The 19972-nt window shown below is 63.6% G+C and carries 22 protein-coding genes and 1 tRNA gene; 14 read left to right on the forward strand and 9 right to left on the reverse strand.

The features are described from left to right. Position 1 precedes the first annotated feature (1 nt). From cbiE to NKI59_RS14930, 8 genes are read left to right on the forward strand one after another with little or no spacing between them, the layout of a single operon-like run. On the forward strand, positions 2-1243 hold the full coding sequence (cbiE, locus tag NKI59_RS14895) for a precorrin-6y C5,15-methyltransferase (decarboxylating) subunit CbiE (RefSeq protein ID WP_352705059.1): 1242 nt from the start codon (positions 2-4) through the stop codon (positions 1241-1243). Beyond that, a complete protein-coding gene (locus NKI59_RS14900) occupies positions 1240-1620 on the forward strand; it encodes a cobalamin biosynthesis protein (protein WP_023676642.1) in 381 nt (126 codons plus the stop codon). The genes cbiE and NKI59_RS14900 overlap by 4 nt, the downstream gene beginning before the upstream one ends. Further along, positions 1617-2381: a precorrin-4 C(11)-methyltransferase gene (cobM, locus tag NKI59_RS14905; protein WP_352705061.1), complete on the forward strand. Its 765-nt coding sequence runs from the start codon at positions 1617-1619 to the stop codon at positions 2379-2381. Before NKI59_RS14900 ends, cobM begins: the two co-directional genes overlap by 4 nt. After that, the gene (gene cobA, locus NKI59_RS14910; RefSeq protein WP_352705063.1) at positions 2378-3184 is read left to right on the forward strand and encodes a uroporphyrinogen-III C-methyltransferase; all 807 of its coding nucleotides are present in this window, start codon (positions 2378-2380) and stop codon (positions 3182-3184) included. The genes cobM and cobA overlap by 4 nt, the downstream gene beginning before the upstream one ends. Further along, the gene (locus NKI59_RS14915) at positions 3181-4494 is read left to right on the forward strand and encodes a cobyrinic acid a,c-diamide synthase CobB (RefSeq protein ID WP_352705065.1); all 1314 of its coding nucleotides are present in this window, start codon (positions 3181-3183) and stop codon (positions 4492-4494) included. Before cobA ends, NKI59_RS14915 begins: the two co-directional genes overlap by 4 nt. Then, positions 4491-5252, forward strand: coding sequence for an adenosylcobinamide-GDP ribazoletransferase (gene cobS / locus NKI59_RS14920; RefSeq protein ID WP_352705067.1), 762 nt, complete (start codon positions 4491-4493; stop codon positions 5250-5252). The genes NKI59_RS14915 and cobS overlap by 4 nt, the downstream gene beginning before the upstream one ends. 24 nt (positions 5253-5276) lie before the next feature. Further along, a complete protein-coding gene (cobT, locus tag NKI59_RS14925) occupies positions 5277-6287 on the forward strand; it encodes a nicotinate-nucleotide--dimethylbenzimidazole phosphoribosyltransferase (RefSeq protein WP_352705069.1) in 1011 nt (336 codons plus the stop codon). Between the two features lie 26 nt (positions 6288-6313). Next, on the forward strand, positions 6314-7054 hold the full coding sequence (locus NKI59_RS14930; RefSeq protein ID WP_352705071.1) for a hypothetical protein: 741 nt from the start codon (positions 6314-6316) through the stop codon (positions 7052-7054). A 77-nt stretch (positions 7055-7131) separates the two neighbouring features. Here the strand turns inward: NKI59_RS14930 and NKI59_RS14935 are convergent. Together NKI59_RS14935 and NKI59_RS14940 are read right to left on the reverse strand one after the other, a co-directional pair. Next, positions 7132-7207, reverse strand: a tRNA-Lys gene (locus NKI59_RS14935). 343 nt (positions 7208-7550) lie between these two features. Next, the gene (locus NKI59_RS14940) at positions 7551-8456 is read right to left on the reverse strand and encodes a PhzF family phenazine biosynthesis protein (RefSeq protein ID WP_352705073.1); all 906 of its coding nucleotides are present in this window, start codon (positions 8454-8456) and stop codon (positions 7551-7553) included. Positions 8457-8567: 111 nt separating this feature from the next. Between NKI59_RS14940 and NKI59_RS14945 the strand changes: the two genes are divergently transcribed. From NKI59_RS14945 to NKI59_RS14960, 4 genes are all read left to right on the forward strand, one after another. Next, positions 8568-9860, forward strand: coding sequence for an efflux RND transporter periplasmic adaptor subunit (locus tag NKI59_RS14945; RefSeq protein ID WP_352636672.1), 1293 nt, complete (start codon positions 8568-8570; stop codon positions 9858-9860). Between the two features lie 2 nt (positions 9861-9862). Further along, positions 9863-10576, forward strand: coding sequence for an ABC transporter ATP-binding protein (locus tag NKI59_RS14950; RefSeq protein WP_352705075.1), 714 nt, complete (start codon positions 9863-9865; stop codon positions 10574-10576). Further along, positions 10573-11790: an ABC transporter permease gene (locus NKI59_RS14955; protein WP_352705077.1), complete on the forward strand. Its 1218-nt coding sequence runs from the start codon at positions 10573-10575 to the stop codon at positions 11788-11790. The genes NKI59_RS14950 and NKI59_RS14955 overlap by 4 nt, the downstream gene beginning before the upstream one ends. Positions 11791-11904: 114 nt before the next feature. After that, entirely contained in the window at positions 11905-12147 is a 243-nt protein-coding gene (locus NKI59_RS14960) for a hypothetical protein (protein WP_023720771.1), read from the forward strand. Here the strand turns inward: NKI59_RS14960 and NKI59_RS14965 are convergent. Together NKI59_RS14965 and NKI59_RS14970 are read right to left on the reverse strand one after the other, a co-directional pair. Then, positions 12144-12872, reverse strand: coding sequence for a hypothetical protein (locus NKI59_RS14965; RefSeq protein WP_352705079.1), 729 nt, complete (start codon positions 12870-12872; stop codon positions 12144-12146). The genes NKI59_RS14960 and NKI59_RS14965 overlap by 4 nt on opposite strands. 7 nt (positions 12873-12879) lie before the next feature. Further along, positions 12880-13992 (reverse strand): endonuclease/exonuclease/phosphatase family protein, encoded by a 1113-nt coding sequence (locus NKI59_RS14970; RefSeq protein WP_352589632.1) that lies wholly within the window; start codon positions 13990-13992, stop codon positions 12880-12882. A 187-nt stretch (positions 13993-14179) separates the two neighbouring features. Here NKI59_RS14970 and NKI59_RS14975 point away from each other — a divergent pair, with 187 nt between their 5' ends. Beyond that, positions 14180-14764 (forward strand): BA14K family protein, encoded by a 585-nt coding sequence (locus NKI59_RS14975; protein WP_352705081.1) that lies wholly within the window; start codon positions 14180-14182, stop codon positions 14762-14764. Between the two features lie 176 nt (positions 14765-14940). After that, positions 14941-15225: a PilZ domain-containing protein gene (locus NKI59_RS14980; RefSeq protein ID WP_352570507.1), complete on the forward strand. Its 285-nt coding sequence runs from the start codon at positions 14941-14943 to the stop codon at positions 15223-15225. Between the two features lie 10 nt (positions 15226-15235). Here the strand turns inward: NKI59_RS14980 and NKI59_RS14985 are convergent, their stop codons facing one another. The 5 genes from NKI59_RS14985 to NKI59_RS15005 all read right to left on the reverse strand — a co-directional run bounded on the left by NKI59_RS14985 (position 15236) and on the right by NKI59_RS15005 (position 19919). Continuing rightward, complete coding sequence (locus NKI59_RS14985) at positions 15236-15859, reverse strand: hypothetical protein (RefSeq protein ID WP_352705083.1); 624 nt, start codon at positions 15857-15859, stop codon at positions 15236-15238. Further along, positions 15852-16373: a hypothetical protein gene (locus tag NKI59_RS14990; RefSeq protein ID WP_352705085.1), complete on the reverse strand. Its 522-nt coding sequence runs from the start codon at positions 16371-16373 to the stop codon at positions 15852-15854. The genes NKI59_RS14985 and NKI59_RS14990 overlap by 8 nt, the downstream gene beginning before the upstream one ends. Before the next feature lie 502 nt (positions 16374-16875). Then, positions 16876-17853, reverse strand: a complete 978-nt coding sequence (locus NKI59_RS14995) for a DUF3592 domain-containing protein (protein ID WP_352680204.1) — start codon at positions 17851-17853, stop codon at positions 16876-16878. A 257-nt stretch (positions 17854-18110) separates the two neighbouring features. Continuing rightward, complete coding sequence (gene ilvC, locus NKI59_RS15000) at positions 18111-19130, reverse strand: ketol-acid reductoisomerase (protein WP_023676662.1); 1020 nt, start codon at positions 19128-19130, stop codon at positions 18111-18113. Between the two features lie 135 nt (positions 19131-19265). After that, the gene (locus NKI59_RS15005) at positions 19266-19919 is read right to left on the reverse strand and encodes a TetR/AcrR family transcriptional regulator (RefSeq protein ID WP_352705087.1); all 654 of its coding nucleotides are present in this window, start codon (positions 19917-19919) and stop codon (positions 19266-19268) included. Positions 19920-19972 lie beyond the last annotated feature (53 nt).

The raw sequence follows: 19972 nt of genomic DNA on the forward strand, positions 1-19972 counted from the left end.
CATGCCTGCTGAAGCTCCGCGCGGCGCCAAGCTCACCTCAAAGTGGCTCACGATCATCGGCATCGGCGAGGACGGTGTAGCGGGTCTCGGCGACGAGGCCAAGCGGTTGATCGCGGAGGCCGAATTCGTCTTCGGCGGCAAGCGCCACCTTGCCCTCGTCGCGTCGCTCGCCAAAGGTGAAGCGCGCGCCTGGCCGACACCTTTCGATGCCGAGCTGCGCGACGTGCTGGCGCTCTCCGGCAGACGCGTCTGCGTGCTGGCCTCCGGCGACCCGTTTTTCCATGGTGTCGGCGCCACCCTCGGCCGCAAGCTGGCGGCGGAGGACATGCGCGTCATTCCCGCACCCTCGGCCTTCTCGCTGGCCGCCTCACGCCTGGGCTGGGCGCTGCAGGACGTCGAGGCCATTTCGCTGCATGGCCGTCCGCTCGACCTGATCCGGCCGTTGCTGCATCCCTGCACCCGCATTCTCGCGCTGACCTCGGACGGCGATGCGCCGGGAGCGATTGCCCGTCTCATGACCGAACTTGGCTTCGGCGCTTCGCGGTTGACGGTGCTGGAGGCGCTGGGTGGGCCGAACGAAAGGCTGCGCTCGGCGAGCGCCGGCACTTTCGACCTCGAAAAGATCAACCCGCTCAACGTGCTCGCGATCGAAGTTGAATCGACTTCGCAAGCACGCATCCTGCCGCTGACAGCGGGACTTGCCGATCATTTGTTCGAGCATGACGGCCAGATCACCAAGCGCGAAGTGCGCGCCGTCACCCTGTCCGCTCTCGCGCCAAGGCGCGGCGAACTGCTGTGGGACATCGGCGCCGGATCGGGCTCCATCGGCATCGAATGGATGCTGGCCCATCCATCCATGCGTGCCATCGCCGTTGAGGCCGATCCGGCCCGCGCCGCGCGCATCCGACGCAACGCCGCGGCTTGCGGCGTTCCCGGTCTCACCGTCGTCGAAGGTTCGGCACCGCATGCGCTTGCCGGGCTGGAGACGCCCGCGGCGATCTTTATCGGCGGCGGCGGCAGCGATGCCGGCGTGCTGGAGGGAGCCATCGATGCCTTGCCTGCCGGCGGCCGCCTCGTCGCCAATGCGGTGACCCTGGAGATGGAGGCGCTGCTGCTTTCCCGTCACGCCGCGCACGGCGGCCAGCTCACCCGCATCGCTGTATCCCGTGCTTCGCCGGTCGGTTCGATGCAGGCCTGGCGGCCGGCTATGCCGGTCACTCAATGGAGTTGGGTGAAGCCATGATGGTCGCGGGCATCGGCAGCCGCAAAGGCGTCAGCGCGCGCGACGTGCTTGCCGCGGTAGAAACCGCCCTGGAAGCGCACGGGCTTGCCCTGCCCGCGCTTTCAGCCCTCGCGACCGCGTCTCTCAAGCAGGATGAAGCGGCAATCTTCGCCGCCGGACGCGAACTCCGCCTTCCGGTGATCGTCGTCGAGCAGGATGAACTCAAAGCCGCATCTACGACCAGCCGTTCCGACCTATCGCAGGAGCATGCCGGCACGCCGTCGGTTTCCGAAGCCTCGGCGCTTGCCGCCGCCGGCAAAGGCGCAAAACTGCTCGGGCCGCGCACCGTGCTCGGTGCTGTCACTTGCGCCATCGCCATCAGCGGAGATGCGGCATGACCGTTCATTTCATCGGTGCCGGCCCGGGTGCTGCCGACCTCATCACCTTGCGCGGCAGCCGCCTGCTCGGCAGTTGTCCCGTCTGCCTCTATGCCGGATCGATCGTCGCGCCGGAGCTGTTGCAGCACTGCGCGCCCGGAACGCGGTTGATCGACACCGCGCCGATGTCGCTCGACGAGATCGAGGCCGAATATCTGGCCGCCCACGCGGCCGGCAATGATGTCGCCCGCCTGCATTCCGGCGATCTTTCGGTGTGGAGCGCCGTTGCCGAGCAGATCCGCCGGCTGGAAAAGCACGGCATTCCTTACACGCTGACGCCGGGCGTGCCGTCCTTCGCCGCTGCGGCGGCAGCGCTGCGCCGCGAGCTGACCATTCCGGAAGTCGCGCAAAGCCTGGTGCTGACCCGCATCTCCGGCCGCGCCTCGAAAATGCCGCCGGGCGAAACGCTGGCCGGCTTCGGCCGCACCGGCGCCACGCTGGCCATCCACCTTGCCATCCACGCTATCGACCGGATCGTCGCCGAACTGACGCCGTTCTATGGCGCCGATTGCCCGGCGGCGATCGTCTTCCGTGCTTCCTGGCCGGACGAGCGCGTGCTGACCGGCACGCTGGCCACCATCGAGGCGCAACTGGCCGCCGATCCGATGGAACGCACGGCAATCATCTTCGTCGGCCGCTCGCTGGCGGCGGAGGGCTTTGGCGAAAGTTCACTGTACGACGCCCATTACCAGCGGCGCTTTCGCGGACGGGACGGATTGTGAGCGGCAGCAATACAAACACTACGGTCGAGCAGGCGCTCACCCGGCTCAACTTCAAGCCGCGCCAGCTTGAGCCCGGGCATGTCTGGCTGGCCGGCGCCGGCCCTGGCGATCCCGGCTGCCTGACGCTGGAAGTGCTAGCCGCCCTCGGACAGTGCGACGCGCTGGTTTATGACGCGCTGGTCTCGCCAGAAGTCGTCGCTGTCGCCGAGGGCGCGGAACTGTTCTATGCCGGCAAACGCGGCGGCAAGCCGTCGATGAAGCAGGACGACATTACCGCCTTGCTGGTCCGGCTGGCGCGCGAGGGCCGGCGCGTCGTCAGGCTGAAGGGCGGCGACCCCTATATTTTCGGGCGTGGCGGCGAAGAGGCGCTGGCGCTGGCCGGGGAAACTATCCCGTTTCGCATCCTGCCTGGCCTGACGTCCGGCCTCAGCGCGCTGGCCGCGACCGGCATTCCCGGCACCATGCGCGGCATCAACAAGGCGCTGATCCTGGCGACCGGCCATGCCGCCGGCACCGATGATGATCTCGACTGGGCGGCAATCGCCCGCACCGGCCAGCCGGTGGTCATCTATATGGGTATGGCCAACCTGCCGCTGATCGCCGCTTCGCTGCTCGAGGGCGGCCTGCCGTCTTCGACGCCCGCCGCGGTCATCGTTGCCGCGACGACACCGCAGGAGCGTATCGTCGTCGCCACGCTCGCCACGATTGCGGAAGAGGCAGCGGCCGCCGGTCTGACCTCGCCGGCGCTGATCGTCGTCGGCGGCATCGTCGGGATGCGCGCGGCACTGGCGGGTGAGCCATGACCCGCGCCATCATCATCGGCGCGCCGCGCTCGGGCTCGGGCAAGACCAGCGTCACTATCGGCATTCTACGCGCCCTGGCCCGGCGCGGCCTGAAGGTGCGCGGCGCCAAATCCGGCCCGGACTATATCGATCCTGGCTTCCACACCGCAGCCACTGGCCTGTCCGGTGTCAATCTCGACAGCTGGGCAATGCCGTCCGCCCTGCTCAACGCACTGGCCGGCGAAGCGACCGAAGATGCCGATTTTATCTTCCTCGAAAGCGCCATGGGCCTGTTCGACGGGATCCCTGCTGCTCCAGGCCGTTCCGGCTCGGCTGCCGACCTTGCCCGGCTCTATGGTCTGCCGGTGCTGCTTGTGCTCGATGTCTCCGGCCAATCGACCACGGCTGCGGCCGTCGCCAAGGGTTTTGCCACTTACGATCCGGATGTGCGCATGGCCGGGGTCGTGCTCAACCGGCTGGGCAGCGAGCGCCACCGCCGGCTATGCGGCGATGCCATCGAGGCACTCGGCCTGCCTGTCGTCGGCGCCATCCTGCGCGATCCCTCGCTCAACCTGCCCGAGCGCCATCTCGGCCTCGTCCAGGCCGGCGAATATGAGAATCTGATGGCGCATCTCGACCGGCTGGCCGACATGGTCGAGCGCTCGCTCGACCTCGACGCCATCATGGCGCTGGCGGCGCCATTCACGCCCGCGCCGGGCAATTTCGGCGACGCGCTGCCGCCGCCCGGCCAGCGCATTGCACTCGCCGAGGACGCCGCCTTCACCTTCCTCTATCCGCATGTAGCCGCGCATTGGCGCAAGGCCGGCGCCGAGATCGTCCCGTTCTCGCCGCTCGCCGATGAGGCGCCTGGCGACGATAGCGATATCTGTTGGCTGCCCGGCGGCTATCCCGAGCTTCACGCCGGCCGCCTCGCCGACGCCGCGAATTTCAGGGCGGGCATGGCGAGGTTCGCCGCCACGCGGCCGGTGCATGGCGAGTGCGGCGGCTTCATGGTGCTCGGCGAGGCACTCGAGGACGCGTCGGGCGAGACGCATCGGATGCTCGGCCTCCTCGGCCATTCGACCAGCTTCGCCAAGCGCAAGATGAATCTCGGCTACCGCGAGGCGCGGCTGCGTTCCGAGTGCCCGCTCGGCAGCCAAGGCACGCTGATCCGCGGCCATGAATTCCACTACGCGCAGATGGTTGCGACCGGCAATGACGAGCCGCTGGCCGACCTCGCCGACGGTCAAGGAAATCCGCTCGGCGCCTCGGGATACCGGCGCGGCAATGTCAGCGGCACGTTCTTCCATGCCATTGCGAGGGGCGGATGAAGGCCTCGCAACAGCAAATTCTCGATGATATCGCGCTTTGCCTCGTCTTCTTTACCCGGCTGCCGCTGTCGAGAGCCGACTTCCGTGGCCGCAGCCTTGCCGCTGCGATCTGGGCTGCACCCGTTGCCGGTCTCGCCGTCGCTCTGGTCGGTGCGCTGGTCTACGCCGGCGGCACGAGGCTCGGCCTCGCCGCTGGCCCTGCTGCAGCGTTGGCCCTTGCCGCGATCTTGCTTGCCACCGGCTGCCTGCATGAGGACGGGCTTTCGGATGTCGCCGACGGATTTGGCGGCGGCAAGACACGCGACAAAAAGCTGGAGATCATGCGCGACAGCCGCATCGGTGCCTACGGCGCTTGTGCACTTGCTGTCTCGCTGCTGATCCGCTGGAGCGTGCTCTCTGGATTCGCCGGCCCGGCTCATGTCTTCTGGGCCCTCATTGCCGCGCATGCCGCGTCGCGCGGCCTGCCCCCCGCCTTCATGCACCTGCTGCCACCGGCCCGCAGCGACGGCCTCTCGGTTGATGCAGGCGCAGTCACGGCCGAAACCGCCGGTATCGGTACCGTACTCGGTGCGATCGCGCTGCTGGCGCTTGGGTTCGGCGCTGCCGTTTTTGCGATCATCCTGCTCGGTCTGTTATTCGCCGCCTTCCGCGCGCTTTGCCTCAACCAGATCGGCGGCCAGACCGGCGACACCGTCGGCGCCCTGCAGCAGCTGGGCGAGATCGCAATCCTGCTTGTCGCTTCCGTTTCCCTTTCCTGACTCTGTTTCGGAGATTTTGCCCCCATGCCTTTCAAATCGCTCGATGAACTGCGCGCCGCCTGCCTCGACCTGCCCAATGGCAGCGATGCCGCCGCCAATGCCGTCGCCCGCCGCCAGGACACGCTGACCAAGCCGCAAGGCAGCCTCGGCCGGCTGGAGACGATAGCCGCCTGGCTGGCGCGCTGGCAGGGCCGCGACATACCAAAGCTCGACCGCGTCAAGGTCTTCGTCTTCGCTGGCAACCACGGCGTCACCGCGCAAGGCGTGTCGGCTTTCCCTTCGGAAGTCACCGTGCAGATGGTGGCGAATTTCGCCGGCGGCGGCGCCGCCATCAACCAGCTTGCCCGCGTCGCCGGCGCCGAACTCGACGTCATCCCGCTCGACCTCGACCGCCCGACCGGCGACTTCACGCAAGAGCCCGCAATGGACGACGAGGCCTTCCTCGCCGCCGTCTCGGCCGGCTACGACGCGATCAGCAGGGAACTCGACCTTGTCTGTTTCGGCGAAATGGGCATCGGCAACACCACGCCGGCGGCGGCCATCTCGACCGCGCTGTTCGGCGGCGGCGCGGAGCGATGGACAGGGCGTGGCACCGGCGTCGACGACGCCGGCCTCGTGCGCAAGATCGTCGCCATCGAGGCCGGCCTGAAGCGCCACGCCCCGGCGCTGGCCGACCCCCTGAAGGTAGCGGCAGCCCTCGGCGGCCGCGAGCTCGCGGCGATCCTTGGTGCGACGCTGGCTGCGCGCCACCTGGGCGTCCCGGTGCTGCTCGACGGCTTCGTCTGCACCGCCGCCGCGGCACCCTTGGCCGGGCTGCACCCCGCCGGCCTTGCCCACACTATGGCCGCTCACGTATCGGCCGAATCCGGCCACCGCCGCCTGCTCGAAGCGCTCGGTCTGCCACCCTTGCTCGACCTCGGCATGCGGCTCGGCGAAGGCTCCGGCGCCTGCCTCGCCGTCAACATCGTCCGCTCGGCACTCGAATGCCACGCCCGCATGGCAAGCTTTGCGGAGGCTGGTGTTTCGGAGAAGTAAGGCGGAGCCAAGCGCGGATCGCGTTGATGAACAAACCCTCACTGATTTTCGGAGACCCCAAACAGGGGCTTCGCGATATTCTTGCTCGGATCATCAGGGATTTCGACAGCAAGAGCGGCGCTTTTGCCGGGCTGAAATACAATTCGCCGTGGATACTCGCCACCGAGGATTGGGCAGAGCGATCGGGCCATACGGTCGAAGAGCTATGCGAGATGATTTCTCAATGGCGAATCTCAATCTTTTCTGGCGAGCAGACAGACCCGAGAATCGTTCAGATTTTTGAAGATCTTCGCAGCGCCGCGGAAGATTGGCGAACCGAGACAGACTACATCGATCCACCCCTTCCCTACGATCCTAAAGAGGCAAAATTCCCCAATCGCAAAGAACTGAAAGCGCATACACTCAGGGCTTGGGATTCTTTGGGATTATCGACGCAGTGGCATCACTACGATGCCCGAGACCTTAGTTTTAGCGGAATTATCGAAGATAGATTTGGTCACGAAATTAGATTCTCGATGACCTTCAAGCTGGCATATGGTGGTCCCATAAGGTGGTTCTTCCAATTTCCTTACTATTCGGAAGGCGATCCGAGACATCTAGACCTCTTTATGCTTTCAGGCTGTTTTGTCTGTCACGACCTCCGTTTGCCCAAAGCACTCGACCTTAAATGGACCGTCGGTAAAAGCAGGACAAACTTCGATGCCGTCGACGGCGTCTTGGCCATAGTGCGGGCGATCCTCAGCTGTCTGCGGCCGACTATCCAATAGCGGTTGCATAATGCGGCCACCCGATAGCGGCGAAACATCCCGCTTTCTAGGTCTTTCCACCAATTTTCTGAAAAATTTGGTGGGTGCGCACAGGATTGAACTGTGGACCCGCTGATTAAGAGTCAGCTGCTCTACCAACTGAGCTACGCACCCACTCGGCCGGCAAAACCGGCGTTGGCGGGCATATAGCCGCCGACATCCGCCATGTCCAGCCCCGTCGAATTCATTTCCCGACAAATCGCACGGGGTCTCGTCATCCCTGGGCGGAGCGAACGCGAAGCGGAGCGCAGACCCTGGGATCCACGCCGTGACAGTCGTCGAAGAACGCAGCGACGCGGATTAGCATCCGTCCGCAAATGAGCAGAAGACGGCGGCTCGTTGAAGTCCAGCTTGCACCGTCGGCGCATTGCCGTCCGGTCACGGCATGGATCCTATGGTCTTCGCGACGTCGCTTCGCTCCTGCTCCGCCCTAGGATGACGAAACGTAAGGGTAGGATCAGACAAAAAAACTGCCTTCAGCCACCTTGACCGCATGGCCGCCGATGCGGGCGGCGGTCAGTTTGCCGCCTTCGACATTCAGTTCGAGGCGAATGCGCGAAGGCCGGCCCATCTCCAGCCCCTGCTCGATCCACAGTTGTGAAACACCGTCCGTCGGGCCGTCGAAATGCATGATCGCGCCGGCGAACGCGGCCGCCGCCGACCCGGTCGCCGGGTCTTCGTAGGACGGATTGCCAGGCACCATCATGCGGACATGGAAGGCGCTGTCGTGATGCACCGTCTCGCGGCAATAGACATAGGGGCTGGCGAAGGCCCAATCGCTCTTGCGTGGTGCGAGCTCCGACCACGCCTGGTTGTCCAGCCTGATCCGGGCGGCCGCCTCCAGATTGGCGACGGGGATGGTCACGTAGGGCACTCCAGCCGACCAGAACGAAACGCGGTGGTTCTCGAAGCCGATCTCGTGCGGCCCAAGGCCAAGGGCCGCGCCGATCGCCTCGGGATCGGCCGACAATGCCAGCTGCGCCGGCAGTTTCGCCAGGTCGAACTCGGCAAAGGTCGAACCGTCGTGCTTGCTGACAGCGCAGCGCACCGGACCGATATTCTCCTCGAGCACGAAGATGCCGGCGGCCTCTCCCGCCATTTCGGCGAGCGCTATCGCCGAGCCGACGGTTGGGTGGCCGGCGAACGGCATTTCATAGTCGGGCGTGAAGATACGGATGCGGGCCCGGTGCTTCGGGTTGTCCGGCGGCAGCACGAAGACGGTTTCGGAGAGGTTGAACTCGCGCGCCACCGCCTGCATCGCCGCAACGTTCAGCCCATCACAGTCGAGCACCACGGCCAGCGGATTGCCGGCCAGCCGGTTGGTGGTGAATACGTCGTAAAGCAAGTAATTCCGCGGCTGCATCTCAGTAAGTCCTCTGCCTCATTCCCAACATGAGCGAAATTTAATTTGAATTTTGACCCATAAGGCCTGATTTGTGCACTGATGGGATATCACTGAACATAGGGGTCCGGCGTGGACCAGATTGTCAACCTGCCAAAGACGGAATCCGCTTCCGCCATCGAGACGGCGCTCGGGCTCGACCACCAGGGCCTGAAGACAAAACGCCGTCGCGGTTGGCTTTACGCAGTGTTCGCACTGCTTGCCGTCGCCGCGAGTGTCGTCGGCTACCAGTGGTATGCGGGCTCGCCCGCCAAGATCGAGTATACCACGACACTGGCCGCCATGGCCGACCTTACCGTCGCGGTTTCGGCTACCGGCACGCTGCAGCCTCTCACCCAGGTCGATATTTCCAGCGAACTCTCCGGCGTCGTCCGCTCGGTTTCGGTCAACGAGAACCAGCTGGTGAAGAAGGGCGATGTGCTGGCCGCGCTCGACACCGCCAAGCTGGAGGTGCAGATCGAGCGCGCCCAGGCCTCGGCCAAGGCGGCGACGGCGAGCGTCGAGGACGCCACCGTGACCGTGGCCGAAAACGAAAAGGCGCTGGTGCGCGCGGCACAATTGACCAAGCGCGGCATGGCGACGGACCAGTCGCTTGAAGCGGCAATCGCCACCCGCGACCGCTCGAAGGCGGCGCTTGATATCGCCAAAGCCAACCTCGCCATGGCCAATGCCGATCTCAAGGCGCAGCAGACGGATCTTGCCAAGAGTACCATCTACGCTCCGATCGACGGCATCATACTGACGCGCTCGGTCGACCCCGGCCAGACGGTCGCCTCCTCGCTGCAGGCGCCGGTGCTGTTCGTCATCGCCGCGGATTTGAAGAACATGGAATTGAAGGCTGCGGTCGACGAGGCCGATATCGGCGCCGTCAAACCCGGCCAGCATGCGCGCTTCACCGTTGACGCGTTCCCCGAACGGCCATTCGACGCCGAAATCCGCGACATTTCCTATGCCTCGGTCACCACCGACGGTGTCGTTACCTATGATGCAAGACTCGACGTCGACAATAGCGAGCTCCTGTTGCGGCCCGGCATGACAGCCACCGTCTCGGTCGTCACCAAGCAGGCCAGGAACGTGCTCACCGTGCCATCGATCGCCTTCCGCTACCGGCCGGCGCAGACGGCGGAGCGCGGCTGGAGCCTCACCGACCTGTTCACCGGCCGCATGGGGCGCCCGGGCGGCAACCGCCAGCGGCAGGCGGCGACGAAGCCCATCAACGGCTCGCGCACGCTTTACGTGCTGGAGAATGGCCGGCCGCATCCGGTCAACGTCAGGGTCGGCTCGACAGATGGCGAACTGACCGAGATCGTTTCCGGCCTGGAGGAAGGCGCGCAAGTCATTACCGCCTCGCAGCAGCGGAGCTGATCGTGGCATCGGGCGCGACCCTCATCGGCTTCGACAAGGTCTGGAAAAGCTATGGCCAGGGCGAGGCACGGGTGCATGCGCTGGCCGGCGTCGACCTCGCCATCAGACGCGGCGAATTCGTCGCCATCATGGGTCCGTCGGGCTCAGGCAAATCGACGGCCATGAACATCATTGGCTGCCTCGACACGCCGACGGCCGGGACCTACAGCTTTCAGGGCATCGATGCCGGCCGCCTCGACCGCAACCGCCGCGCCGTGCTGCGCAACCTCTATGTCGGCTTCGTCTTCCAGGGCTATAATCTCTTGCCGCGCACCACGGCGGCGGAGAATGTCGAACTGCCGCTGATCTATCGCGGCGTTGGTGCCCGCGAGCGTCGCGGCCTTGCCATGCAGGCACTTGCCGAGGTCGGCCTTGTCGGCCGCGAGCATCATACGCCGGCCGAGCTGTCCGGCGGCCAGCAGCAGCGCGTGGCGATCGCGCGCGCCATCGTCACCAGGCCGACGCTGCTCGTCGCCGACGAACCGACCGGCAATCTCGACACCGCCCGCACGCACGAGATCATGGAACTCCTGACGCAGTTGAACAGCGAGCTCGGGCTGACTATCGCCATGGTCACGCACGAAGCCGATGTTGCCGGCTATGCGCAGCGCACGATCCGTTTCCTCGATGGCCATGTCGCCTTGGACACAGCCAATCTCGAGATGGCCTTGCCATGATCTGGGAAACCGTTCGCCTCTCGCTCCGCTCCATCCGCCGCAACGTGCTGCGCTCGTTCCTGACGCTGCTCGGCATCGTCATCGGCGTTGCCGCCGTCATCGCCATGCTGACCATCGGCTCGGGCACCACCGAAAAGGTCAAGTCCGATATTTCCAAGCTCGGCAGCAATCTGCTCGTCATCCGTTCCGGCCGTCCGGCCGGGCCTGGCGGACCTGGAGGCCTCGATCAGGTCGTCCGACCTCTTGCCTACAAGGATCTCACCGCGCTTGCCGCGCATCTGGACGGCTCGCGCGCCATCTCGCCGGCGTCGCAAAAGCAGGTGCGCGTCATTTTCGGCACCGAAAGCCTGACCTCGGGCATCACCGGAACCGACAGCGCCTATCTCGATGCCCGCGACTGGAAGCTGGTTTCGGGCCGCCCGTTCAGCGATTCGGAAACCCGCTCGGGCACCGGCGTCTGCCTCATCGGCGAGACGGTGCGCCAGCAGTTCTTCGGCGCCGGCGACCCCGAAGGCGAGATCATCCGCGTCAACCGCACCTCCTGCAAGATCATCGGCCTGCTCGAACCGAAGGGCTATACCGGCTTCGGCCAGGACCAGGACAATGTCGTGCTGATGCCGCTCGCCGCCTATCAGCGTCGCATTGCCGGCAATCGCGACATCGAATCGATCTATGTCGCCGCCGACGACCGTACGCCAACCACGGTGCTGCAGCAGCGCGTCGAGGACATCTTGCGCGACACACGCCGCATCACGCCCGACCGCGACGATGATTTCTCGATCCGCGACATGACCCAAATCGCCGATGCTATGGCCAGCGCGACCACCACCATGACTGGCATGCTCGGTGCCGTCGCCGGCGTCAGCCTGCTCGTCGGCGGCATCGGCATTATGAACATCATGCTGGTGTCGGTAACCGAGCGCACGCGCGAGATCGGCATCAGGCTCGCCATCGGCGCCCACGAAAAGCATATCCTCATCCAGTTTCTGGTCGAGGCAACCGTGCTGTCGCTGCTTGGCGGCATCATCGGCATCCTGATCGGCCTGGCGCTGGCCGGCCTCGCCTCGCTAACGCTGACGATCCCGTTTGCGCCAAGCCCGGCGGTCATCCTGCTTGCGGTCGGCTTTTCCGCGCTGATCGGCATGGTGTTCGGCTTCTTCCCGGCGCTGCGCGGCGCGCGGCTTAACCCCATCGACGCGCTGAGGCATGAATAGGCATTGCAGCAAGTGTCGCCTCCAGACGCTGCCAATTTTTTATGCAACCTGCCCTTGTCGCAGCACATTCTGCAATGATAACAATGCTGTTGGGGACTAAGGGGGGAACAATGGATGAGCAAGAAAGCGCGACTGGCTCTGGCGATTGTGATCGTCGAAGCCGCCTTGGCAGGGCTTTGGTGGAATTTGATCCTTTATGGGATGGAGAATCCCGATCGCGTCACCGCTGACTTCCAGCAGGTAATTGGGCAGACGATGGGAACGGCGATGGGCGCGCTCCTGGGTCTCGGCGTGCTGTTGTATTTTGTTGCGGCCCGCAACGACCGCAAGGCCATTGAAGGTAGGCTACGACGTTAGAGTTGGAAACCTTGCTCGCTCGCAAAGTGCCATTCGATCAGCGGTCTCATATGCGGCATCAGCCCGTCCGGCAGGTCGGCTGCATTGCGGATGATTACGGGGCCTTCGATTTCAGGCTCTGACTCGGCCGCGACGAAAGCGCTGATCCGCTGTGCCAGGTCGTCGGCGGAGGCCGTCTCGCGGTAGCGGCGAAAGATCACCGTGCCGCTTGCCGTCGACAGGGCGTAATGGCGCCTGCCGCGTGTCGCGCCTGATAGTTCGAGGCCGGTCTCTTCCCGCACCTCGCGGATCATGTTGAAGTCGACGTCGACAAGGCCATCGCGGAAATCGGTTGGCTCGAACGAACCGGCGGCGAAGTAGACGCGCCCCGCATTGACCGTATGCGGCGCCATGCGGATCGCCACAAGCGCATTGTCGCCGGCGACCAGCATGGCATGGGCATAGGCGTGCTCGGCCCCGGCCACCTGTCGATTGCCGCGCCAAAGCATGAAGGTCGAATACCGCACCGCATGGCAGCGGCCAACGAGGCGATTGTCGCGATAGCTGAGAGCGGAAAGCAGCACCACGATGCCGTCGAAAAGCGCCGGCTTGGCTGCGGTCTCACGCCGCCAGTTTGCGGCGATCGCCTCGGCATTATCGCGCTCGAACGGGTGCGGGCCGGGATCGAGCCTGACGTCGATGGCATCGACCGGCAGGATGACGTTGCGCGGCAGATCGAAACTCACGCCAGTCTCACACCATGTCGAGGGCAATTGCTACCGGGCAATGGTCGGATGCCTTCGGCCGGTCCCACCCGGCACGTGGGAAGCGCTCGACCTCCTGGCCCGCTGGAAATATGGTGCGCCAAGGCTGGCCGTTGCGGATGATATCGGGAACCGCGGTGGCGTTCTGCCTGGCCAGAGCCCTCGACAAAAGGATGTAGTCGAGCTGGCAGAGATGCCGCTCTTCCGGTCCGCGTGTGTGATAGAAAGTCCAGCGGTCCATTTCCGGCCGCCGCTCGACCGCGTTTTCACAAAAGCCGCCGGCAGTGAGCACATCGATGCAGGACCGGCTCTCGTCGATGACCTCGAAACGGTAGCCGTCGACGGCATCGCCGGTAATCTTCACGCGCTGCCGGTAGTCGTTCATATCGCCGCAGATTGCCCAGCGCTTGTCGGCGGCATGGTCCTTGCCGAAGCGCTCCTCGATGATCCGGCGCACTGCTTGAGCTTCGGCGATGCGCAGCGGCATGGTCGCCTCGCGGCCGTCGAGGCCGTTGCGGGGCGAGCCCATCGACTTGAAATGCACGAGATACAGCGTCAACGGCGCGCCAGCCACCGTCAGATCGATTTCCAGGCAGTCGCGCCGGAAGATGCGCTCATTGGCCTGGTGACCAAGCGCTGCCAATTCCGCCGTGTGCAGCCCGAATTGCTCGAACGTGACATAGGCGTAGCTGGTCATGCGCACGAATTCGATCGGCTGGCCCTGCGCGGTCTCGTTGCGCATCATCACGGCGACGTCGATGCCGCGCGAATCATTGCCGGCGGTGGTGTATTTCTGCCGGTAGCCTTGCCCCACCATCTTGAACAGATAGCCATATTCGAAGGCCCTCAGCGCCTCGATATTGTCGACCTCCTGCATGCAGATGATGTCGGCGCGGGTGGCCGCGATCGCCAGCGCCGTCAACTGCCGCGTGTCGTCGGATTGGGCGATGGCCCGCGCCTGCTCGAGCATCTTGTATTCGGCCTCGCTCTGGATGTCGAAAAGCGCCAGCGTGCGATCTTCGTTGAGCTGATTGCGGTATCCGGAATAATCAAACCTGTTCATCAGGTTTTCGACGTTGAAGGTGGCAAGGCGCAGCGACATGGCTTTGACCTTTGCCCGCAAGCGCGCGCGAAAACAAGGGCGCAGAAATCAGGCGGCTCTGATTGATCGCGCGCTAGTTATGGCTGACGGAACCTTTTTGTTCATCTTCCGTTCAGATGGAAAGTTCCATCAATAGGCCCTTCCCCGGGGTATTCTGGGCGTGGGGCCTGAATCTTCGGAGAGTGCGATGAAACCGCTCTTTTTATCTTCTGTCAGATCCGGGCTGATGGCCCTCGGTCTGATCGCCGGCCTCTCGGCCCCTTCGCTTGCCGGGCCGATGCCCAAACCCCTGCTGCCGGTGGCGGGCAATGCCCCCGACATCGTGCAAATTCGTGAAGATTGGGCAGGCGGCAATGACAGGCAGATCTGGCGTTGGCGCAATCACGGCGTTCGGCAATGGCACGGCGGCAATGATTGGAGATGGCGGTCCAACAATTTCCGCGGCCGTCATTTCTCGAGACACTGGGACAATGGCGGCTGGGACGACAGCTGGCGTTGGCGCCATCACCGCCGCCATTACCGCGGCGGTTACTACGATGATGGTGCCGGCGCCGCGATTCTTGGGCTGGGCCTGGGGTTTGGCCTCGGCAGCCTATACAACAATTACAACTACTACGATGCGCCCGCACCGCGGCGCTACTACCGGACACAGCGGCTTTCCAGCGCGCATGTCCAATGGTGCTACAATCGCTACCGGTCGTACCGCGCCTGGGACAACACGTTCCAGCCCTATAACGGGCCGCGCCAGCAATGCTACTCGCCCTATAGCTGAGCAGGCCGGTAATAATATCGTCTGGCGCCGCGCGTTGCGGCGCCGATTTTTTCTTACGGCCAGCAACCGCGAAAAATCGCCAGCCTCCACTGGTGATAACGCTATTTTTATCAGGCAGGTCTAATAATCCTCCCGATCAGAACGCCCGAGACGCGAAGATGGCTGGATTGCGTGCGATGGCCGAGGACGAACAGAGGGACAAACACCGGCAGCGCGTCTTGAAGGGCGCGGCGATCCTGACCGGCATGACCAACTCCGAGGTCACATGCACACTGCGCAACATGCATGCCGGCGGTGCCGAATTGAAGGTCTCGATCGACGCGCGCGTCCCCGATGAGTTCCTGCTCTATGTTCCGACCGACGGCATTGCCTACAAGGCGGTGGTCCGCTGGCGCCGCGAGGACCGAATTGGGGTGATGTTCACCGGCACCGAACCAAAGCCCAGCTGGCACTACGGCTGAGATCCCGGCGCTATCCGGGTGGCAGGACTTGCAGTGTCTGCTCGTCAAACAGCGGCTCATCCTGGCCGACGCGAACGAATAGAAGCTTCCGCAGTTCGGGTGATTGCACCTCGAAATACTGAATGCCGTCCGGGGCTTCGCCCCATTCGCCGCACGGCGGTTCGCCGACCTCGTCAGGGTTGGCGACGGTCTTCAATTCCTCACGATAGGCGGCATCGGGACTGAAAACATACCGGAGGATGCGCGCGGGCGTCGCCCCTTCGGTGTAAGGCATGAGCACGCAACGTGTGCCGATGGCTTTCTCGGTCTTCTGCGTAAAAATGCGCTGCAACGCAGCATCGGCGGCCTCGCCAGACAGCATATCGAAGACTTCGACGACGGGATCGGCCGGCCCGCCGTCGCTGTATTTGATGGCAAGAGCATTGCCGCCAAGCTCGAAATGAATCCGGCGAAAACCGAAATCGCAGCGCTGCACCCAGGCAGCCAGCCCGACATCCTTGTCCGCCAGCCGTTCCCAAGCGCATTTATCGACAGGCGGACGCGACGGCTTGCTTTGGTCGGCACGAGCGCCGGTTGCCATGGCCATAAGGACCGGCAGGGCGAAGATGCAGGCCGGCAGTCTCTTGCTATTCATCGCTACAACCCGTCAAGCTAAAGGCGTCCCAGGCTGAACCGTCGGGATTGGCTTTGGCGAAATCGGGCCATTCGGTAAAAATCGCGCCGAAGTCAGGCAACAGCAACCCTGCCGGTGCCGGCGAGGCTTCGCGGGAACTCAACTGCTCGGCACCGCCTGCATTGAACGCATAGACCTGCCCATCCCACACTCTGCACAGCCCGGTGCCGTCCTCGAGACCAGCCTCACGATCGTCGTCGGTGCAGGTGTGCCGGATCGTGCCGACAGGAAACGAGTACTTGCCATTGGTCCAGGTAATGTCCGACGGCAGACGAATGTCGGTGTTGGGCACGATCAACGAAAAGACCTCGGTCGTCAGCGCGGCCGGCTCGTTGTTGGTTGGCCGGAACTGTACCGTCGCTCCCGAACGCGGCTCGCGATAGGTCGCATGGCTGAGCGAACATTCTGTTGCGTTCGCTGCTTGCAACAGGCTCAGCATGCTCAGAAAAATAGGCGCTGCTTTGCGGATGATCATTTAAGTCCCTTGGAGCAGCATCATTGTGAAGTTTGAGCATCGATGCTTTAGCATGGCCCAAGGCCACGTCGAAGAGAAAGAATCGATGATGCGAAATCTCTTGATGCTCATTTCGATCTTAACATTTTCGTGCGGCAGCGCCTTTGCCACGGAACCCTATGTGGGCACATGGTCCGGGGACAGATTGAACTGTACCGCCGTTGCGGATGTTCAACGCCAGACTGTCTACACATTGTACCGCGACGCGCTGTCGGTCCCTGCTCTCGGCTGCGAACACGCAACGTTTCTCAAGACGCCTACGGGCTGGGTGGCGCGGGCCAGCCAATGTTACGGATCCGACCCGTCGGCCGAAGAGCCGTTCTCCCGTGTCATCCATATTGTGGTCGACGGGGCGACGTTGAGACTGACATGGCCGGGCTTCGACAGCGGAGTTCTTGTCAGGTGCTGACGACAAGTGTCCTCTTCCTCTGGATCTACAGCGTCTAGGACGGCAGCTTCAGCATTAGATCACCCCGACAAGCAGCGCGGCTCCGCCTATCAAGCCAACGGCGCAGACCCACAGGAGCCAAAGCCCGCTCACCCTGCATTCGAGAACCGCTGCAACTGGGTTGTCGGGATCGTAGTGGACCTCAACCTTGTCGCCCTGGAGGTAGCGCTGTGATTGACCGCTGACGAGGCTCGGCAGCGAAGCCGTCACGTTTGCGCCGAAAGCGATGCGATCGGCGGCGTAGCGCTGGCCGGCGACGCTATAGCTGTAGACGATGCGGGATTTGAAGACTGTTCGCCAGGGCCGATAGCCGCCTCCGGACCTGTCGCGGGTCTCGAATTTCTGCAGGCCCGAAGCATCGATGCGTCCTGCCGTGATCGGCCATTTGGCCGCCTGTTCCGCAAGTGACTTCTGGGCAAAGCCCATGCGCAGGACAAACAATCCCATGAAAAGCAGCAGGGCCGCGGCGCCGAGGTTCTGCGGCCTGGGCAAAAACGGCCGGATCGCTTCGAGGACGCCGCCGACGGAGAAGACCAATACAAGCGCGCCGACCACCAGCCCGGCCGAAAGCTGGACCATGAACTTGAAGGAGCCGTCGGGCATGGTGCGTTCGATCACGGCCTTGGCTGGATCGGCCGGATTGTAGAAGACGGTTACGCCGGCCCCGTTTGGAAATTTCGCAAGGGTTTCCGCCACGGCAAAGTTTCCAAGGTTCTCCTGCACGCTGTAGTGCGAACTGCGAAATGTCTTGCCGTTCACCTTGTATTCGAAGGTGATTGCCGGGAAGTTGCGGATTTCGGTCGACCCTCTGCTGTCCGAACCGGATCCCGAACTGGTCACCTCGCGAGCCTCGACCCGCGACGAGATGATCTTTCCCGGCGTGGGAGACCAGCGGCTGACCGCCCTCACCTCCCACCACTTCAGCAACGTGACGAGGGAGAGCATGCCGGCAACCGCGCAGGCAAACCCGACCAACAGAAATTTGAGTTCCAACTCTCACCCCCTTGGCACTTTTGTGCCATGCCCCGCACAGGCATATCACGGTGATGAGGATAGTGCGCCTGTCCAGAAGCCTGGAAACCACACAATCTTGATGCGAAAAGGCCGGCGGATCGCTCCGCCGGCCTTTCTTGATCGGCAATGAAATCGCGATCAGTTCTTGGCCTTGTCGACCAGCTTGTTCATGGAAATTCCCACGCGCCCGCAGGGCGAAGCCCGAGGACGGGTAACGAAACGAACGTGGATTTCCTTCAGTTCTTGGCCTTATCAACCAGCTTGTTCTTCGATATCCACGGCATCATCGCGCGCAGCTTGGCGCCGACTTCCTCGATCTGGTGGCTGTCGTTGTTGCGGCGGATGCCCTTGAAGCGCGACATGCCGGCGCGGTATTCCTGCATCCATTCCGAGGTGAATTTGCCGGTCTGGATATCCTTCAGCACGCGCTTCATCTCGGCCTTGGTCTCGGCAGTGATGATGCGCGGGCCCGAGACATATTCGCCCCATTCGGCGGTGTTCGAGATCGAGTAGTTCATGTTGGCGATGCCGCCTTCATAGATCAGGTCGACGATCAATTTGACCTCGTGCAGGCACTCGAAATAGGCCATTTCCGGCGCGTAGCCGGCTTCCACCAGTGTCTCGAAGCCGGCGCGGATCAATTCGACCAGGCCGCCGCACAGCACCACCTGCTCGCCGAACAGGTCGGTCTCGCACTCCTCGCGGAAATTGGTCTCAATAATGCCCGAGCGGCCGCCGCCAACGCCGCAGGCGTAGGAGAGCGCCAGGTCGAGCGCATTGCCCGAAGCGTCCTGGTTGACCGCGACCAGGCACGGCACGCCACCGCCCTTCTGGTATTCGCCGCGCACCGTATGGCCAGGCCCTTTCGGCGCGATCATCACGACGTCAACCGAAGCTTTAGGCTCGATCAGGCCAAAATGCACGTTGAGGCCGTGGGCGAAGGCGATTGCCGCGCCATCGCGGATGTTTGGCGCGATCTCGGATTTGTAGATGTCGGCCTGCAGCTCATCCGGCGTCGCCATCATCATCAGGTCGGCCCATTTGGCGGCATCGGCTACGCTCATCACCTTGAGCCCGTCGGCCTCGACCTTCTTGGCGGTCGCCGAGCCGGCCTTGAGGCCGATGGCGATGTCCTTGACGCCGGAATCCTTGAGGTTGAGCGCATGCGCCCTGCCCTGGCTGCCATAGCCGATGATAGCGACCTTCTTGCCCTTGATCAGGTTGAGATCGGCGTCGCGATCGTAATAGACACGCATTTTTCTTCCTTCCCGTTTTGAACCAGAGCATGATGCCGAAAAGTGTGAAGCGGTTTTCGGACGACATCATGCTCCATCTTTTAGTGTAGAGCCGGATTCAGATTTCAGGTCGATTTGACCTGAAATCATCCGGCTCTATGGGCCCTGCGGCCCGGTTTTTGCCCCGTAAAGAGCGAGAAACTGCTGCGTCGCCCGGACGGCATCGCCGCCGATCGCCGCATCAGTCAATTCCAGCCGGTCGCCAAGCAGCAGGCGGATCTGCACGTCGCGGGCGACCAGTCCGAAAAAGGTGCGGAACGCCGTCTCCGCGTCGGAAAACTCGAGGAAACCAGCTTCCTTGCCTGCCTCCAGCACCGGTTTAAGGCGCCGGGCCAGTGCGAAGCGGCCGTTCTCCAGCACGATGGCGCCGAGATCGTCCTTCCCCGAACTAGCATGGCCGACCGCCACCCTGTTCAGCGCGATCGAGGTGTCGCTCGAAATTACCTTGAGCCAGTCCGAAGCGAAGCGTTCGAGGCTCGCCGTCAGCGAAGGGAGGTCGAGCCCCTTGCGGTCGACCGGCACTACCCGCACCTTGGACGCCTGCCATTGTACCGTTGCCGTCAACAGCCCGTCGCGATCGCCGAACCATTTGTAGAGTGTCTCCTTCGAGCAGCTCGCCCGCCGCGCCACGGCGGTCATGGTCAACTGATCGCCCTCTTCGACCAGCAGGCGAAGGGCGGCGTCGAGAACGTCCTTCTGCCGCTCCGTCAGCGCCTCGCTGGTTTCGATGTCGGTCACAGCGTGCAACACAGTCTTCCCTCAGGACGCGAACTCACCCGCAGTTCAGATACGAACTCGATAGC

Source organism: Mesorhizobium sp. M0598 (genome assembly GCF_040320865.1).
Lineage (GTDB): Bacteria > Pseudomonadota > Alphaproteobacteria > Rhizobiales > Rhizobiaceae > Mesorhizobium.

Excerpts from the sequence above, each read along its gene's own strand:
- NKI59_RS14940 (WP_352705073.1), bottom strand. The coding sequence starts at position 8,456 with ATGCAGCCGCGGAATTACTTGCTTTACGACGTATTCACCACCAACCGG.
- NKI59_RS14900 (WP_023676642.1), top strand. The coding sequence starts at position 1,240 with ATGATGGTCGCGGGCATCGGCAGCCGCAAAGGCGTCAGCGCGCGCGAC.
- NKI59_RS14990 (WP_352705085.1), bottom strand. The coding sequence starts at position 16,373 with ATGATCATCCGCAAAGCAGCGCCTATTTTTCTGAGCATGCTGAGCCTG.
- NKI59_RS14970 (WP_352589632.1), bottom strand. The coding sequence starts at position 13,992 with ATGTCGCTGCGCCTTGCCACCTTCAACGTCGAAAACCTGATGAACAGG.
- cobT (WP_352705069.1), top strand. The coding sequence starts at position 5,277 with ATGCCTTTCAAATCGCTCGATGAACTGCGCGCCGCCTGCCTCGACCTG.
- NKI59_RS14985 (WP_352705083.1), bottom strand. The coding sequence starts at position 15,859 with ATGAATAGCAAGAGACTGCCGGCCTGCATCTTCGCCCTGCCGGTCCTT.
- NKI59_RS14975 (WP_352705081.1), top strand. The coding sequence starts at position 14,180 with ATGAAACCGCTCTTTTTATCTTCTGTCAGATCCGGGCTGATGGCCCTC.
- cbiE (WP_352705059.1), top strand. The coding sequence starts at position 2 with ATGCCTGCTGAAGCTCCGCGCGGCGCCAAGCTCACCTCAAAGTGGCTC.
- NKI59_RS14980 (WP_352570507.1), top strand. The coding sequence starts at position 14,941 with ATGGCCGAGGACGAACAGAGGGACAAACACCGGCAGCGCGTCTTGAAG.
- NKI59_RS14955 (WP_352705077.1), top strand. The coding sequence starts at position 10,573 with ATGATCTGGGAAACCGTTCGCCTCTCGCTCCGCTCCATCCGCCGCAAC.
- cobS (WP_352705067.1), top strand. The coding sequence starts at position 4,491 with ATGAAGGCCTCGCAACAGCAAATTCTCGATGATATCGCGCTTTGCCTC.
- cobM (WP_352705061.1), top strand. The coding sequence starts at position 1,617 with ATGACCGTTCATTTCATCGGTGCCGGCCCGGGTGCTGCCGACCTCATC.
- ilvC (WP_023676662.1), bottom strand. The coding sequence starts at position 19,130 with ATGCGTGTCTATTACGATCGCGACGCCGATCTCAACCTGATCAAGGGC.
- NKI59_RS14930 (WP_352705071.1), top strand. The coding sequence starts at position 6,314 with ATGAACAAACCCTCACTGATTTTCGGAGACCCCAAACAGGGGCTTCGC.
- NKI59_RS14915 (WP_352705065.1), top strand. The coding sequence starts at position 3,181 with ATGACCCGCGCCATCATCATCGGCGCGCCGCGCTCGGGCTCGGGCAAG.
- NKI59_RS14960 (WP_023720771.1), top strand. The coding sequence starts at position 11,905 with ATGAGCAAGAAAGCGCGACTGGCTCTGGCGATTGTGATCGTCGAAGCC.